Origin of the sequence: Ectothiorhodospira haloalkaliphila ATCC 51935 (assembly GCF_000633935.1) — a bacterium.
Classification (GTDB): domain Bacteria; phylum Pseudomonadota; class Gammaproteobacteria; order Ectothiorhodospirales; family Ectothiorhodospiraceae; genus Ectothiorhodospira; species Ectothiorhodospira haloalkaliphila.
Map to the genome: position 1 here is coordinate 466,229 of NZ_KK214998.1, position 16,282 is coordinate 482,510.

Annotated in this window: 14 protein-coding genes; 9 read left to right on the top strand and 5 right to left on the bottom strand. The window is 64.0% G+C overall.

Annotated elements, in window-relative coordinates; all coding sequences use genetic code 11:
* Positions 1-5: 5 nt before the first annotated feature.
* Positions 6-1,154, bottom strand: coding sequence for an efflux RND transporter periplasmic adaptor subunit (locus ECTHA_RS0110055; RefSeq protein WP_025280777.1), 1,149 nt, complete (start codon positions 1,152-1,154; stop codon positions 6-8).
* Between the two features lie 107 nt (positions 1,155-1,261).
* On the opposite strand from ECTHA_RS0110055, the gene ECTHA_RS17935 reads away from it, so the two are divergent.
* The 7 genes from ECTHA_RS17935 to panD all read left to right on the top strand — a co-directional run bounded on the left by ECTHA_RS17935 (position 1,262) and on the right by panD (position 6,744).
* Complete coding sequence (locus ECTHA_RS17935; protein ID WP_084306915.1) at positions 1,262-1,885, top strand: TetR family transcriptional regulator; 624 nt, start codon at positions 1,262-1,264, stop codon at positions 1,883-1,885.
* 91 nt (positions 1,886-1,976) lie between these two features.
* Positions 1,977-3,329 (top strand): polynucleotide adenylyltransferase PcnB, encoded by a 1,353-nt coding sequence (gene pcnB, locus ECTHA_RS17940; RefSeq protein WP_025280775.1) that lies wholly within the window; start codon positions 1,977-1,979, stop codon positions 3,327-3,329.
* A complete protein-coding gene (gene folK / locus ECTHA_RS0110070) occupies positions 3,326-3,817 on the top strand; it encodes a 2-amino-4-hydroxy-6-hydroxymethyldihydropteridine diphosphokinase (protein ID WP_025280774.1) in 492 nt (163 codons plus the stop codon). Before pcnB ends, folK begins: the two co-directional genes overlap by 4 nt.
* Positions 3,818-3,905: 88 nt before the next feature.
* Positions 3,906-4,568 carry a deoxynucleoside kinase gene (locus ECTHA_RS0110075; protein WP_026623712.1) on the top strand — a complete coding sequence of 221 codons (663 nt, stop codon included), beginning with the start codon at positions 3,906-3,908 and terminating at the stop codon, positions 4,566-4,568.
* A 49-nt stretch (positions 4,569-4,617) separates the two neighbouring features.
* Positions 4,618-5,433, top strand: a complete 816-nt coding sequence (gene panB, locus ECTHA_RS0110080) for a 3-methyl-2-oxobutanoate hydroxymethyltransferase (protein ID WP_025280772.1) — start codon at positions 4,618-4,620, stop codon at positions 5,431-5,433.
* A gap of 2 nt (positions 5,434-5,435) precedes the next feature.
* Complete coding sequence (gene panC, locus ECTHA_RS0110085) at positions 5,436-6,296, top strand: pantoate--beta-alanine ligase (protein ID WP_025280771.1); 861 nt, start codon at positions 5,436-5,438, stop codon at positions 6,294-6,296.
* Between the two features lie 67 nt (positions 6,297-6,363).
* Positions 6,364-6,744, top strand: a complete 381-nt coding sequence (gene panD / locus ECTHA_RS0110090) for an aspartate 1-decarboxylase (RefSeq protein ID WP_025280770.1) — start codon at positions 6,364-6,366, stop codon at positions 6,742-6,744.
* A gap of 227 nt (positions 6,745-6,971) precedes the next feature.
* On the opposite strand, the gene ECTHA_RS0110100 is transcribed toward panD, so the two are convergent.
* The 3 genes from ECTHA_RS0110100 to glgA all read right to left on the bottom strand — a co-directional run bounded on the left by ECTHA_RS0110100 (position 6,972) and on the right by glgA (position 11,655).
* Positions 6,972-7,169 carry a hypothetical protein gene (locus ECTHA_RS0110100; protein ID WP_025280779.1) on the bottom strand — a complete coding sequence of 66 codons (198 nt, stop codon included), beginning with the start codon at positions 7,167-7,169 and terminating at the stop codon, positions 6,972-6,974.
* A 191-nt stretch (positions 7,170-7,360) separates the two neighbouring features.
* Complete coding sequence (gene ppc / locus ECTHA_RS0110105; protein WP_025280780.1) at positions 7,361-10,207, bottom strand: phosphoenolpyruvate carboxylase; 2,847 nt, start codon at positions 10,205-10,207, stop codon at positions 7,361-7,363.
* Positions 10,207-11,655, bottom strand: a complete 1,449-nt coding sequence (gene glgA / locus ECTHA_RS0110110) for a glycogen synthase GlgA (RefSeq protein WP_025280781.1) — start codon at positions 11,653-11,655, stop codon at positions 10,207-10,209. Before glgA ends, ppc begins: the two co-directional genes overlap by 1 nt.
* A gap of 211 nt (positions 11,656-11,866) precedes the next feature.
* On the opposite strand from glgA, the gene pgi reads away from it, so the two are divergent.
* Entirely contained in the window at positions 11,867-13,525 is a 1,659-nt protein-coding gene (gene pgi, locus ECTHA_RS0110115) for a glucose-6-phosphate isomerase (RefSeq protein WP_026623713.1), read from the top strand.
* 24 nt (positions 13,526-13,549) lie between these two features.
* Here pgi and ECTHA_RS0110120 read toward each other — a convergent pair whose 3' ends face one another.
* Entirely contained in the window at positions 13,550-15,046 is a 1,497-nt protein-coding gene (locus tag ECTHA_RS0110120; protein WP_025280783.1) for an SLC13 family permease, read from the bottom strand.
* Between the two features lie 202 nt (positions 15,047-15,248).
* Here ECTHA_RS0110120 and fbp point away from each other — a divergent pair, with 202 nt between their 5' ends.
* The gene (gene fbp / locus ECTHA_RS0110125; RefSeq protein ID WP_025280784.1) at positions 15,249-16,280 is read left to right on the top strand and encodes a class 1 fructose-bisphosphatase; all 1,032 of its coding nucleotides are present in this window, start codon (positions 15,249-15,251) and stop codon (positions 16,278-16,280) included.
* The last annotated feature ends 2 nt before the right edge of the window (positions 16,281-16,282 follow it).

The following is a 16,282-nucleotide window of genomic DNA, read 5'->3' on the forward strand; positions in this document are numbered from 1 at the left end:
GCCGGTTACTCCTCGTCGCCAGAGGCATCACCGGGATTCACGGTCATGCCGTCGTCCACGGCCACGTGCCCCCGAACCACCACTTTCTCGCCTGGCTCCAGGCCCTCCAGGATCACCCGGCGCCCCTCGTGCACCGGGCCCAGGGTGACGTTGCGTGCATGGGCCACGTTGTCCTCGTCCACCACGAACACCCGCGGGCCCTCATGTCCCTCGCTGGCCACGGTCTCATCCACCACCACGACATCCTCCAGCCGCTCCAGCACCAGGCGAACCCGCAGGAACTGACCGGGCACGACGCGACGGTCCGGGTTGGGGAACACGGCCCGGGCGGTCACACTGCCGGTGCGCGGTTCGATGGTACCGGCGGTGAAGTCCACGGTGCCCGTGTGTTCGTAATCGCTGCCATCCGCCAGCCGCAGTGTGGCCTCGTAGCGATGGTGCTCCCCGGCAGCAATGCGGGCCTGGCGGGCCGCCCGTTGCACGGCAGCATCCCCTTCGGGCAGGGCGAAACGGATGTGTATCGGGTCATGCTGGGTGATGATCGTGAGCAGCGTGCCGCGCTCCACCAGGCTGCCCTCGGGCAGGACCTCCAGTTCGGTGGCCCCGGTGATGGGGGCCTCCACACGGGTGTAGCTCAGGTTGCGGCGAGCATCGTTGACGGCGGCGGCGGCCACTTCCATCTGTGCCTCGGCCAGTTCCTTCTCCGACAGGGCCCGGTCGCGCTCCCGCTGACTCACGGCATCGCGTGCATACAGGGAGGATATCCGGTCCCATTCGCGTTGGGCCTGGTTCAGCGCGGCCTGGGCATTGGCCTGCTGGGCACGGGCATGCTGCAGGGCGATCTGGTAGGGCTCCTCCTCGATCCGGAACAGGGCCTCACCCCGGTCAACGGCCTGCCCCTCCACGTAGAGACGCTCTTCCAGAATGCCACCCACCCGGGCACGCACCTCCACCTCCCGGGACCCGCGCGCTCGACCGGCGTATACGCCCTGCACTTCAACCGAGTCCACCTGGGCGGGTTGCAGCGTGACGGGCGGCGGTGGGCGGTCCCCCTGCTGGGCGGCGACCGGGGCCATCGTCAGAATCAACGCCACGCACAGGCTCAGGGCTGCCAGGTGCCGGGAACGCGGGTAGGGGGGGCGATATGGAACCATAGTGGATGCCTCGGGAGGGGGCTGGCGCGACAGAGGAAGCTTTCGATTTTAACATACAACCATGAAGGTATGAACTACGCCCCCTCGATCGTGGCAGAATACTCATTATGCGCAGAACCAAAGAACAGGCAGAACAGACTCGTCAGCAATTGCTGGATGCCGCCGAACGGATGTTCCTGAAAAAGGGTGTGTCGGGCACGACCCTGGCCAATATCGCCGAGGAGGCAGGTCTGACCCGAGGGGCCATCTACTGGCACTTTCAGGACAAGGACGATCTGTATAACGCCATGGTGCGTCGTGTGGTCTTTCCCCTGGAGGCCATCGACGCTGCCTATGCCCGGGACGTGGGCTGCGATCCCGTAGCCGCACTGGAGAAGGTGTGCCTGTCGGGCATCACTCATCTGCTGACCGACGCGCGCGCCCGTCGGGTCTACACCATCGTGCTGCACCGCCAGGAACGCTGCCCCGGAGAGCCGCAGCCGGCAGGCGAGGTGGAAAAGCGCCAGCAGGGCGAGGAATTATTCCGCCATTGCTTTGAATCCGTGGAGCGTGCCGGACGATTGCATCCCCTGCTGAGCGTCGATGCGGCAGTGGATGGCCTGATGGCCTTCTTCACAGGGCTGATCTACCGCTGGTTGCTGGAGGCGGGAAGCATGAACATGGCCGACCAGGCGCGGCCGCTGTTTCGCGTGTTTCTGGAAGGCATGATTCGCCCAGCCTCCCGACCCTAGCCCCGGTATTGCATTCGATAACACCGCGCAATCCTCAAGAAAGCCCGAAGCTGTTATCATGCGTAAGTCCATAAGCATCACGATGACATGCGTGCCCGAAGAATCCCGCTCCAATCCCTCTGAACAGCGCTCCCCCCGGGTGTACGCCCGCGCCGAACACGGCATCTCCCGCGCCAATATCAGTGACAATGCCCTGAAGGTCCTCTACCGCCTCAAGGATGCGGGCTTTCGCGCCTGCCTGGTGGGTGGCGGGGTGCGCGATCTCCTCCTGGGACGAGAGCCCAAGGATTTCGACGTGGCCACCGACGCCCATCCGGAAGAGGTGCGCAAGGTCTTTCGCAACTGCCGCCTCATTGGACGTCGCTTTCGCCTGGCCCATGTGTATTTCGGCCGCGAAATCATCGAAGTCGCCACCTTCCGTGCGCCCCACGAAGACTCCACCGACGATCCGGATCTGGAATCCGACGACGCCGGCAGCCGTCAGGCCCTGGTGGAGGATGGCCGCATCATTCGCGATAACGTGTACGGCACCATCGAGCAGGATGCCTGGCGTCGTGATTTCAGCATCAATGCCTTGTACTACGACATCAGCGACTTCTCCGTGGTGGATTACACCGACGGCATGGAGGACCTCAAGGAAGGGGCCCTGAGGTTGATCGGTGACCCGGAGGTACGCTTCCGGGAGGACCCGGTGCGCATGCTCCGGGCGGTACGTTTTGCCTCCAAACTCGGATTCCGCCTGGACCCCGCGGCCGAGCAGGGGATTGTCAAGCTGGGTGATCTGCTGGAAGACGTGGCACCGGCACGGCTGTTCGACGAGGTGGTCAAGCTCTTTCACGGTGGTCATGCGTTGCAGACCTTCGAGATGCTGCGCCACTATGATCTGTTCCAGTACCTGTTTCCCCTCACCGAAGAGTCCCTGGAACACGAGGAGCAGGGTTTTCCCATCACCTTCGTGGCCAATGCCCTGAGCAACACGGATGATCGCATCCAGTCCGGGAAAGGCGTCAATCCGGCCTTCCTCTATGCGGTGCTGCTGTGGGAGCCGGTGCGCCACCTGGCGGAACAGTTCATGGATGACGGTGTTTCCGAACTACCCGCACTGCAGCGGGCGGGTGGTCAGATCCTGGCCGAACAGGCCCGGTTCATTTCCATCCCCAAGCGCTTTTCCCTGCCCGTGCGCGAAATCTGGGAAATGCAGCCCCGTTTCGAGATACGCCAGGGCGTGCGACCACTGAAACTGCTCACTCACCCGCGTTTTCGCGCCGGCTATGATTTCTACTGCCTGCGTGGCCGCTCCGGTGAGGCCCTGGAGGATGGATGTGAATGGTGGACGCGCCTGCAGGAAGTGAGCGAGGCGGAGCAGCGGCGCATGGCCGAGCCCCAGGGCAAGTCCGGCCGCTCCAAGCGCCGCCGGCGGCGCCGCAAGCCTGCTGCCACATGAGCCCGGTGACCGCCTATGTGGGCGTGGGCGCCAACCTGGATGACCCCATCGCCCATGTGAGTCGGGCCCTGGATGAGTTGGGCCAGCTGCCTGACACAACTCTGGTGAGTCGTTCGGCTCTGTACCGCAGTGCCCCCATGGGTCCACCGGATCAACCTGACTACATCAATGCCGTGTGCGCCCTCAGCACGGGTCTGTGCGCCGATGCCCTGCTGGATGCCCTGCGGGCCCTGGAGGCCCAGCATGGCCGCCTCCGGGACGGGACCCGCTGGGGGCCGCGCACCCTGGACCTGGACATCCTGCTCTATGGAGACGAATCGATTCAGGCAGAGCACCTCAAGGTTCCGCATCCGGGCATGGCCGAGCGCGCCTTCGTGCTCTACCCCCTGGCGGAGATCGCCCCGGATCTGAACGTGCCCGGGCTTGGCACGCTGCAGGGGTTGTTGCGATGCTGTCCGCGGGATGGACTGCAACCCATTCGCGGTTGAACAGGGCGGGCTGGCTTTGCCCCGCGCATGCCTAGTAAGATCCGCCCCATAGACCCCTCGTGCCAATAACGCCCCGATACCCCCTGCCATGAACCAGACTGAATTGACGGAACCGAGCCTGATTGCGGTGGAAGGCCCTATTGGTGTGGGCAAGACCAGCCTGGCCACACGCCTGGCCGATACCCTCGGGGCCGAACTGGTGCTGGAATCCCCGGACCACAATCCCTTTCTTGAGCGCTTTTACCAGGACCCTCGTCATCAGGCCCTGGCCACACAGTTGTTCTTCCTCACCCAGCGTCTGGACCAATGGCAGGGGCTGCGACGGGATGCGGGTGACGCGCCGGCCCTGCGCGTGACCGACTTCGTGCTGGACAAGGACGACCTCTTTGCCCAGGTGACCCTGGAGGAGGAGGAATATCGCCTCTACCAGCGTATCCGTCAGGGGCTTCAGCGGGATGTTGCCCGCCCTGATCTGGTCATCTACCTGCAGGCCCCCGTGGAAATCCTTCGGGAACGCATTGCACAGCGTGGGCGATCCTATGAAAAGCTCATGGATAGCGTGTATCTTCAGCGGCTGAGTGATACCTATGCGAGTTTCTTCTATCATTATGCAGAGGCGCCCCTGCTGATCGTGAACGCCGGAGAGATCGACTGGGTCAAGCGGGATGAGGATTTTCAGCAACTGCTGGATTTCATGCGCACGATCCGTGCGGGGCGTCACTACTTCAATCCCCTGCCTTCTGCCGTCTGAATGGCCCCGGGGTACCGCCCCTTCAAAGTTCATAACCCGCGGATAAAGCGTGAGCGTACAGACTCAGACAAAGCGACTGACCCTGCGCGACCTGCAAGGCCTGCGAGAACAGGCCGAGCCCATCGCCAGTCTTACCGCCTATGACGCCACCCAGGCCCGTCTGCTGGATGAGGCGGGAGTGGACGTGGTTCTGGTGGGTGACTCCCTGGGGATGGTGGTGCTGGGCCATGACACCACCATCCCCGTCACCGTGGATGACATGATCTACCACACCCGGGCCGTGTCCCGGGGGCTGAGTCGCGCCCTGCTGATGGCAGACATGCCCTTCATGAGCTACGCCAGCGTGGATCAGGCGGTGACCACCGCCGCCAGGCTCATGCAGGAGGGCGGTGCACAAGTGGTCAAGCTGGAGGGCGACGCCCAGCAGGTGGCCGTGGTCAGTGCGCTCTCGCATCACGGCATTCCGGTATGCGCGCATCTGGGCCTGCGGCCGCAATCGGTTCACAAGCTGGGTGGGTATCGGGTGCAGGGTCGCGCCGCCCCCGAGGCGGAACGGATGCTGAAGGACGCCATGGCCCTGGAAGAGGCCGGTGCCGATATCCTGCTGCTGGAGTGCGTACCCTCGAAACTGGCCGCCGAGATCCGCTCCATGGCCCGCATTCCGGTGATCGGGATCGGTGCCGGCGCCGACTGTGACGGGCAAATCCTGGTGCTGCAGGACGTGCTGGGCATGACGGCGCGCGCGCCCCGTTTCTCCCGCAACTTCCTGGCCGGTCAGAACAGCATTCAGGATGCCCTGGCCGCCTATGTGTGGGCGGTCAAGCGTCGCGAATTCCCCACGGCGGAACACGCTTTTTCCTCCTGACCATGGATATCATTCATTGTGTGACATCACTGCGCCAGGTGCGCAACGGCTGGCGCGACGCGCGTGAGTCCGTTGCCCTGGTGCCCACCATGGGCAACCTGCATGCGGGGCATCTGGCGCTCGTGCGTCAGGCCCGTCATCAGGCGGATCGGGTGGTGGTGAGCATCTTCGTCAATCCCCTCCAGTTTGACCGTCCGGAGGACCTGGCCGCCTACCCGCGCACCCTGGCCGAGGACTGTGAACTGCTGGCCCAGGAGGGCGTGGATCTGGTCTTTGCCCCCGGGGATGAGGAACTCTATCGTCGCCCCCGAAGCGAAATCACCCGAGTGGAGGTGGCCGGCCTGTCGGATCTGCTGGAAGGCGCCCACCGGCCCGGGCATTTTGCCGGCGTGGCCACAGTGGTGTGCAAGCTCTTCAATCTGGTGCAGCCGGACCTGGCCATCTTCGGAGAAAAGGATTTTCAGCAACTGATGCTGATCCGCCGCATGGTGGACGATCTGGATATCCCGGTCGAAGTGCTCAGCGGCGCCACGGTGCGTGAGCCTGACGGTCTGGCCTTGAGTTCCCGCAATGCCTACCTGGATGCGGCCCAGCGGGAACGGGCTCCGGGGCTGTATCAGGTGCTCTGCGAACTGGCGGGGCAGGTGACCTCAGGGGCGAGGGATTACGACCTTCTGGAGGCCAAAGCGATGAAAGGGCTTGAAATACGAGGCTTTGAGCCTGATTATGTTGCAGTGCGGCGAAGCGCCGACCTGTTGCCCCCCGGGGCACAGGATTCTCAACTGGTGGTGCTGGCTGCAGCCTGGCTTGGCCGGGCCCGCCTGATCGACAACCTGACGATGGACGTGCAGACCGGGGCCTGAACACCCGGCATCACGTGGGCCCCGCGGATCACCAAGGGGGCCGAAGACCTGGAGGATGTGTTTACCCATGTTTCTGACCCTGCTCAAGTGCAAGCTCCACCGCGCCGCGGTCACCCATGCGGAACTGGATTATGAAGGTTCCTGCGCCATTGACTCGGATCTGCTGGAGATGTCCGGCATCCGTCCCTATGAACAGATCCAGATTTACAACGTCACCAATGGTGAGCGTTTCACCACCTATGCCATCCGTGCCGAGGCCGGCAGCCGGGTGATCTCGGTGAATGGCGCTGCCGCCCACAAGGCCAGCCCCGGGGACCGGGTGATCATCTGTGCCTACGCGCAGATGAGCGAGGAACAGGCAGAGTTGTTCAAGCCGACGCTGATCTACATGAACGAATCCAATCACGTGACGGGGACGGGCGACGAGATCGCCACCCAGGCGGCCTGAGGGGTTCTCTTTCCTTTCCTGCCCCTCACCCCAACCCCTCTCCCCGGAGGGGAGAGGGGCTCATGATGATTTCTCCGGAGGGGAGAGGGGCTCATGATTGTTTCTCCGGAGGAGGAGGGCTTCCCTGGCGCTTGGCTTATGAGCAGCGGGCACGCCCTCTCCCTTCTCCCCCTGGGGGAGAAGGGCCGGGGATGAGGGGGGGCGGCGGGCACGATGTTCAGTGTAACTCAGCGACGCCGTGACCGCCTCAGGCAGTCCTCATGCCAGTGGCATTCCACCTCCCTGCAGAATCCTTCCTCGGCGGTCGCAAAGCAGGGCGCATTGCCCTCGTTGATCTGTATCGTCCGGATCAGCTCCTGCTTGCACAGCGAACCCGGTGTAACCCCTTTGTTCTGGGCAATGTAACGAACGGTGGCAAGGTTCATGGGTCGGGCATCCTCAATGACGGTGAGCCTGCCTCGCCGAGATGGCACCCTGTCTCAGGATGCGCCCCACCGGGGCGGGTGGCATGGGCGAGAGTCTTGATTGCCATGGGTGAGTATGGCTTTTTCTCCCGTCGACGCCAGGATTTTCCCTCCTATCCCCATGTCATTCGTCGGTTTTTCAGGTCCGATGATCAACCCGTGTTGCGCATGCCCGCGGCAATGGCGTTGATGGAGCGTAACAGCGGCGATATCCAGGGGTCTTCGGCCTTCTCGCCCTGGGCGTGCAGGGCACGATACCGCCTGAGCAGGATGATCTGGATGTGGTTCAAGGGATCCAGATAGGGGTCACGACGGGTCAGTGACAGGGCCAGGGTGGGATTTTCCTCCAGCAATGATCCGGCCCCCGAGACCGCCAGCACCTGAGCCACCGTGCGCTGGTACTCATCCCGGATCACCTGATAGATCCGCTGAGCCTGGTCCTGATCCTGGCACAACTCCGCGTATTCCTGGGCAATGCCCATGTCCGCCTTCGACAGGGACATCTGGCAGTTGGACAGCAGTGAATGGAAGAAAGGCCATTCCCGGTACATGGATTGCAGTTGAGCCAGTCGCTCAGGATCCTCCCCATGCCAGGTCTGCAGGGCCGTGCCGATACCGTACCAGGCGGGGACGGTGTGCCGGGACTGAGCCCAGCCGAACACCCAGGGGATGGCCCGGATGGAACTCTTGGAGCGATCCGCCTTGCGCCGGTGGGAGGGACGTGAGCCGATGTTCATGCGACCGATTTCTTCCACGGGCGTGGCCTCGTAGAAATAGTCCAGCAGGCCCGGCGTTTGATCCGTCAGCCCCCGATAGGCCTGTTCGCCATGCTCGGCCAGGGCATTCATCACGCCCAGGAAGTCGGGGTTGTCCTGGCCGCCCTGGCCGATCAGGCCCCGGCTGGCCTTGATCAGACCGGTGGCGCCGATACTCAGCTCATAGACGGCGGTTTCCACGTTGCTGTACTTGTAGGACAGAACCTCCCCCTGCTCGGTGAACTTGATCTCCCCCTGCACGGTGCCGGGCGGCTGGGCCATGATGGATTCGTGGGTGGGGCCACCGCCGCGGCCGATGGTGCCGCCCCGGCCATGGAACAGCCGGCATTCCACGCCATGGGCCTCGGTAATGTCGATGATCTTGCGCTGAGCATCGTAGAGGTTCCAGGCAGAGGCCAGGATGCCGCCGTCCTTGCAGGAATCGGAGTAGCCCAGCATCACCTCCTGACGATTGCCGGAGGCCTTGAGCAGACGCGCATAGACCGGGTCACCCAGCAGGGACTCCAGCACCGATTCCACGTGGTGCAGATCCTCAATGGTCTCGAACAGGGGCGAAATCCGTACATGGCAGACATCGGCCTCAAGTTCCTCCCCGGGGCCCAGCTTTGCCAGGTCCGCGAGTCGGGCCAGCAGCATCACCTCCATGACGTGGGACGCGGCATGGGTCATGGAAATCACATAGGTGCCGATGCCGTCACCGCCCACTTCCCCGCGCAGACGAGCCATGGTCTGGAAGACTGCCAGGGTCTGGCGTGTCTCCTCTGACAGCACGTCGATGTCGCAGGTGAAATCATCCCGGGTCAGCAGACGTCCCAGCAGGGTGAGTCGCGTCGGCTCATCCTGAGCGTCGTAATCGGCCTCCTCGCCCGTGCTGGCAAGGATCTCGGCCACGGCAGCCGTGTGCACCAGCGACTCCTGGCGAATATCCAGATGATGCAGGTGAAACCCGAAGGTCTCCACGAGCCGGATCAGGTCGGTCAGGTCGGCGCCGGCGATATTGCCATCCCCATGGCTTTCCAGGGAGTCCCGGATCACGTAGAGGTCCCCTAGCAGTTCCTCCGGGCCGTGATAGGCGGACTGGACCGGCAGCACGGCGGTCTCGCCCGCCAGGCGGCGACGCACCGTGTTCAGGGTTTCGGAAAGGCGGTGACGGATGAAATACAGCTTGCGGCGGTAGGGCTCGGTCCTCATCTCATTGAGCCCCTCCCGGAAGACCGCCGAGGAGATGCTGTCATCCTCGGCCAGACTGTCCATCAGTGCCTGGGTGGGCTGGCACATCAGGGAAGAGTGAGTGAGCACGAAGCGCAGGTCGTGCACCCGCCGCAGATACTCCGACAGTACCTGCTCCATGGCCAGGCGGCAGGCCCTCTCGGTGACCGCAGGGGTCACGTAGGGATTGCCGTCCCGGTCCCCGCCGATCCAGGAGCCGAAACGCAGCAGGCTCGGGATACGCACGTTGGGTCGGCCCGCCTCGTCCGTGCCGTAGGTGCGGCGAATGGCCTTTTCCAGCAGCCGGTAGGTGAGGGGCACGGCGGTGAACAGGCTCTCTTCGTAGTAGAACAGCCCGTACTTGATCTCGTCGAGCACCTCGGGCTTGGTAACCCGCACCTCATTGGTGCGCCACAGCACCTGAATCTGGGTTTCCAGTTGGCGAATCACCTCGCGTCGTTCCTCCCGGCCGATACGACCCTTGTTGAGGGGCTCGGCGGCCAGGAAGATGCGTCGCTGCGCTTCCATGACCGTGCGGCGCCGGGCCTCCGTGGGGTGGGCGGTGAACACGGGCATGTACTTCACCTGCTCCAGCAGGAACTGCAACTGCTCGGCACTCACGTCGCTCGCCTGGAATTCCCGCACCGTGTGGTCAAAGGAACCCAGCCACAGGGGACCGCCCCGCGTGACCTGGCGCCGACGCTCCCGGTAGAGGAAGTCCTCTTCCGCCAGGTTGGCGAGACTGAAATAGATACTGAAGGCCCGAATGATGGTCTCCAGGCGCTTCGGGTCCATCTCGTCGATCAACCGCATCAGACGGGCGCGCTTGTCCGGGTCGTCCTGCTGGCGCAGGGACACGAAGCCGCGACGCAGGGTCTCCACGGCACGAAAGACCTCCGGCCCCTCCAGGCGCCGGATGATGTTGCCCAGCAGCTTGCCGAAGAGTTTCACGCGGGCCCGCAGGGGCTTGTCTCCAGTGGAGCTGTCCTGTACGCGATCGGGGTGCTGGGTCATTAGCGGGTCAACTCCCGGTAGAGTTCCTGATAGGCCTGGGCGCTGCGATCCCAGCTGAATTCCTGACTCATGCCCCGGCGCATGAGGTCGTTCCACTGGGCCTGATCCTGGTACAGGGAGATCCCCCGGCCGATGGCCTCGCTCAGGGCCTCAATGGTGGGGGCCTCGAAGACCAGGCCGGTGGCCGTGCCCTCGGCCAGGGTCTCGGCGTTGGTGTCCACCACCGTGTCCGCCAGACCACCGGTGCGACGCACCAGGGGCACGGTGCCATAGCGCAGGCTGTACATCTGATTGAGGCCGCAGGGCTCGAAGCGGGATGGCATCAGGAACATGTCTCCACCGGCTTCCAGTTGGTGCGCCAGGCCCTCGTCATAGCCGATCTGCAGTCCCATGCGTCCGGGATGGCGGGCAGCCATGGCCCGGGCGCGGGCCTCCAGATTCTTGTCACCACTGCCCAGGATCGCCAGCTGAATCTGACCTGCAGCCAGCAGCGGCTCGCAGGCGGCAAGGATGAGATCCACGCCCTTCTGGGCCACCATGCGGCCCACGTGGGTCAGCAGGGGGCGGTCCGGCAGCACCTCCAGGCCCATGCGCTCCTGCAGGGCCTGTTTGCAGGTGGCCTTGCCCGACATGTCGTCAGCGTTGTAACGGGCCGGCAGCAGTTTGTCCTTGGCGGGGTCCCAGTGGCGATAGTCGGCGCCGTTGATGATGCCCGTGAGGTCATGGGCCCGCGCGTTCAGCAGGCCGTCGAGCCCATTGCCGAACTGCGCCGTCTGGATCTCCCGGGCATAGGTGGGGCTCACCGTGGTGAGATGGTCGGCGAACACCAGTCCGCCTTTGATGAACGACAGCTGACCGTGATATTCCAGACCGAAAAGGTCCCAGAATTCCGGTGGCAGGGTGAGATCCTCCATGGCATGTCGCGGGAACAGGCCCTGGTAGGACAGATTGTGGATCGTGAACACTGTTGCTGGCCGATCGGGATGCTGGCTGAGCAAGGCCGGTGCCAGGCCCGTCTGCCAGTCGTTGCAGTGGAGGATCTGGGGTTGCCAGTCCAGCCCCGCCTGATTCATGGCCAGTTTGACCAGGGCCCGGGCGAACACCCCGAAACGCAGGTGGTTGTCCTGCCAGTCACGACCGTCCGAGGCTCGGTAGGGGTCGCCGGCCCGGTCGAAATGCAGGGGTGAGTCCACCAGATACAGTTTGACCCGGGTCTTGGGCAGCACCCCTTCCAGGATGCGCACCGGAGCATCGCTGCCGGGCAGCTGGAGTTCGGCCACGGGGCTGGTCTTGCCGGCCGCCGCTACGGCTGCAGGATAGGCAGGCAGGACGAGCCGCACATCGTGCCGCAATCGTTTGAGGGCCGGCGGCAGGCTGCCGCACACGTCTGCCAGCCCGCCGGTCTTGATCAGCGGGTGGGCCTCGCTGGAAGCGAAGAGGATGCGCATGGTGGTATCTGCCCCGTCAATGCTGCGTGACGTGGGCATGGCTCCCTGTTGGTGGTTGATGTTGTCTCCCATCATAAAGAAATAACGATGGACGGGTGAACCGTTCACGTGGATGGTGTCTCGGCCCCCCCCGGATGCCACGCTGTTTTGCCGCTGTCACGGGCCTCTTGTATCTTGTTCCAGACGCTCTCAATCCATCCCGGGACACCCCATGACCACGCACTCCCCCAACAAGACCCAGGCCTGGCAGGCACTGGAGAGCCATTTCCAGGCCCTCCGCGACGTGCACATGCGCACGCTGTTCGAGCGTGATCCGCAGCGCTTTCAGCGCTTCACCGTTCAGTTCGAGGACATACTGCTGGACTACTCCAAGAACCGGGTGAACGAGGAGACCATGGAGCTGCTCATGGACCTGGCCCGCACCGCACGGGTGCCCCAGTGGCGGGACGCCATGTTCGCCGGTGAACCCATCAACGCCACCGAGGGCCGTGCCGTGCTGCATACGGCCCTGCGTAACCGCAGCGACCGCGCCACGGTCGTCGAGGGGGAGGATGTCATGCCCCGGGTGCGCGCAGTGCTTTCGCAGATGCGGGAGTTCACGGAGCAGGTGCGCTCCGGGGCCTGGACCGGCCATACCGGGCAACCCATCCGCCATGTGGTGAACATTGGGATTGGTGGCTCGGATCTGGGGCCGTTGATGGTCTGCGAGGCCCTGCGCCCCTATGGCCATGAGCGCCTGACCATGCATTTCGTCTCCAACGTGGATGGTACCCATCTGGCCGAGACCCTGGCCCGGGTGGACCCGCAGACCACCCTGTTCGTCATCGCCTCCAAGACGTTCACCACTCAGGAGACCCTGACCAACGCCCATAGCGCCCGGGCCTGGCTGCTGGAACATCTGGGGGATGAGTCGGCCATCGCCCGGCATTTCGTGGCGGTGTCCACCAACGAGCCCCAGGTGCGTGACTTCGGCATCGACCCGCGCAACATGTTCGTATTCTGGGACTGGGTGGGGGGGCGTTATTCCCTGTGGTCGGCCATCGGCCTGCCCATTGCCCTGTATCTGGGTATGGATCGTTTTGAGGCGCTGCTGGAGGGTGCTCACGCCATGGACGAGCATTTTCGCACCGCGCCGCTGGAGCAGAACATGCCGGTGATCATGGCATTGCTGGGCGTGTGGTACGTGAATTTCTTTGGCGCTCATACCCAGGCCATCCTGCCTTACGATCAGTATCTGCACCGTTTCCCTGCCTATATGCAACAGGGGGACATGGAGAGCAACGGCAAGTCGGTGGATCGTCAGGGGCGCCGGGTGAGCTGGCACACGGGGCCGGTGATCTGGGGGGAGCCGGGCACCAACGGCCAGCATGCCTTCTATCAGTTGATCCATCAGGGGACGCGGCTGGTGCCCTGCGATTTCATCGCCCCCTGCCGGTCACACCACCCCCTGGGCGAGCATCACCCCATCCTCATGTCCAACTTCTTCGCCCAGACCGAGGCGCTGATGACAGGTCGCACTCTGGATGAGGTGACTGCCGAGATGCGGGCTGCGGGCATGGAGGAGGGGAGCATCGCCGAGCTGGCGCCACATCGGGTGTTTGAGGGCAACCGGCCCAGCAACTCCCTGCTGTTCGAGTGCCTGACACCCCGCACCCTGGGTTCGCTCATCGCCCTGTACGAGCATCGGATCTTTGTCCAGGGGATTATCTGGAACGTGAATTCCTTCGACCAGTGGGGCGTGGAACTGGGCAAGCAACTGGCCCGCACGGTGCTGCGGGAATTGCGTGATCCCGACCCGGTGGAGGGGCATGATGCCTCCACCAATGGCCTGATCAACTATTACAAACGCCTGGCCGGGGGCCGGGTGTAGGCCCCCGAACCCGGTGGGCGGGGCTTATGCCCCGCTGCCCAGCAGCGGCATGGCCAGCCCGAACACCGCCAGGGTGACCAGCACGATCGAGATGAGGCTCAGGCGCCACCCCGCGTTCACCATGTCTGGCACGGTGATGCGCTCACTGCTGAAGACGATGGCATTGGGTGGCGTGGCCACCGGCAGCATGAACGCGCAGGAGGCCGCCAGGGCCACGGGGATGGCCAGCAGCAGCGGGTCATGCCCCAGCGAGACAGCCAGGGCGGCAGCCAGGGGCAGCACCGTGGCTGCCGTGGCCGTGTTGCTGGTCACGTGGCTGAGCAGCATGGCGCTCAGGGCGACGGTGCCCACCAGCGTCCAGGTGGGCCAGTTGCTGAGCTGGCTCAGGGCCGTGGCCACATGGTCCGACAGCCCGCTGGAGCCGATGGCTGAGCCCAGGCTCAGGCCACCCCCCACCAGCACCAGAACGCCCCAGGGGAGTTGTCGGGTGGATTCCCAGTCCAGCAGGAACTGGTGGCGCTTGAAATTGGCCGGGATCAGGAACAGGGCCAGGGCGCCGGCAATGGCGATGCCGGAATCGGTGATGGCCATGCCGGGGAAGGCCTTCTCCAGCAAGGGGCGACAGATCCAGGCCAGGGCCACACCCAGAAAGACCAGGGCCACACGCTTCTCTGGCGTGGTCATGGTGCCCAGTTGCGAGCGCTGCTGCTGGAGCAGACTCTCGATATCCTGGACGGGCCGCGGCGAGACCGGGAAGGCCCAGCGGCACAATACCCACCAGGTGATGATCAGCAGGACGGTGGCCAGTGGCAGACCCACCATCATCCACTGCACGAAGCCGATATTGATGTCGTAATTGTCGGTCATGTAGGCCGCCAGCAGGGCGTTGGGCGGCGTACCGATGAGGGTGGCCATGCCGCCGATGTTGGCGCCAAAGGCGATCCCCAGCAGCAGCGCCAGACCCACGTTGCGGATCTGTCCGCTCTCCACGCCCTTGTCTTCCAGCAGCACCAGCACGGAAATGCCGATGGGCAGCATCAGGGCCGCGGTGGCCGTGTTGCTCACCCACATGCTCAGGCCGGCGGTGGCAGCGATGAAACCGGCCACCAGATGATCCAGACGCTTGCCCGCCAGGCCCAGGATCAGCAGGGCGATGCGCCGGTGCAGGTTCCAGCGCTGTATGGCCAGGGCGATCATGAAGCCACCCAGGAACAGGAACACCATGGGATTGGCGTAGGGCGCCGCCGCCTCGGAGATGGTACCGGCACCCAGCAGGGGCAGCAGGGCCACCGGGAGCAGGGCGGTGGCCGGAATGGGAATGGCCTCGCTCACCCACCAGATGGCCATCAACGCCGTCAGCGCTGCCACGGCCCAGGTCTCGGGAGCCATGTCGCCGGGTGGGCCCAGCAGCAGCATGCTGGCAAAGACGATCGGACCCAGTGCCAGACCCAGCCTTGGACGCCACAGGGAGGGCTGCGGCTTGGGCGGCGCGGGCGCGGTGGTGTCCTGGGATTCGCTCATGGTGATGTATCCGTTCGTGTGTCAGTCGGGTTGATTGTAGACCGGGTTGGGTCTTTGGTGTTGCATTGCAACATTTTCTGGGTGGCCATTGGGAATTGTCGGGGAGGCTGTACTGGGCTCGAGTAATTCCCTTTCACGACTTTACCGCCGGGCTGCTTGGTATATCCTGAGTCGATTCCAAGGCATTCAGACAGGCAAAATGATGACAACGGCGACAGACAGTTACAACATCACCACCCTCAACGAGTTCGTTATCCGGCGGCAGGCCGATTTCCCCTATGCCAAGGGTGAGCTGTCCCGTCTGCTGCACCATGTGGGTGTGGCAGCCAAGGTGGTGAACAAGAAGATCAACAAGGCGGGTCTGGTGGATATCCTGGGCCGGGCCGGGGATGTGAACGTTCAGGGCGAGGATGTGCAGAAGCTGGACCTGTTCGCCAATCACCATTTCATTGCCGCCCTGCGAGCCACCTCCGAATGCTGTGCCATTGCCTCGGAGGAGGATCAGGAGATCACCCTGTTTGACGATGGGCTCTCCCGGGATGCCAAGTATGTGTTCTGCATGGACCCGCTGGATGGTTCCTCGAATCTGGACGTGAACGTCTCGGTGGGCACCATCTTCTCCATCTATCGCCGTGTCACGGAGCGGGGCGAGCACCCGGACCTGTCGGACTTCATGCAACCGGGCACCGAGCAGGTGGCTGCAGGCTATGTGATCTACGGCTCGTCCACCATGCTGGTGTACACCACCGGCAAGGGCGTGCATGGCTTCACCCTGGACCCCACCATCGGTGAATTCTGCCTGTCCAACCCCAATATCATGACGCCGCAGCAGGGCACCATCTACAGCATCAATGAGGGCAACTATGCCCATTTCCCCCAGGGCGTGAAGAAATACCTCAAGTACTGCCAGGTGGTGGACCCGGACACCCATCGCCCCTACACCTCTCGCTACATCGGTTCACTGGTGTCGGACTTCCACCGCAATCTGCTCAAGGGCGGGGTCTTCATGTATCCCTCCACCCGCAAGGCCCCCAGCGGCAAGCTGCGCCTGCTCTACGAGTGCAATCCCATCGCCTTCATCGCCGAACAGGCCGGCGGCAAGGCCAGCGACGGGGTAGGCCGCATCCTGGAGATCCAGCCCAAGGACCTGCATCAGCGGGTGCCCTTCTATGTGGGATCCCGGGCGATGGTGGAGGATGTGGAGGCGATGCTGGCGGAGCATCCGGGGGAGTGAAG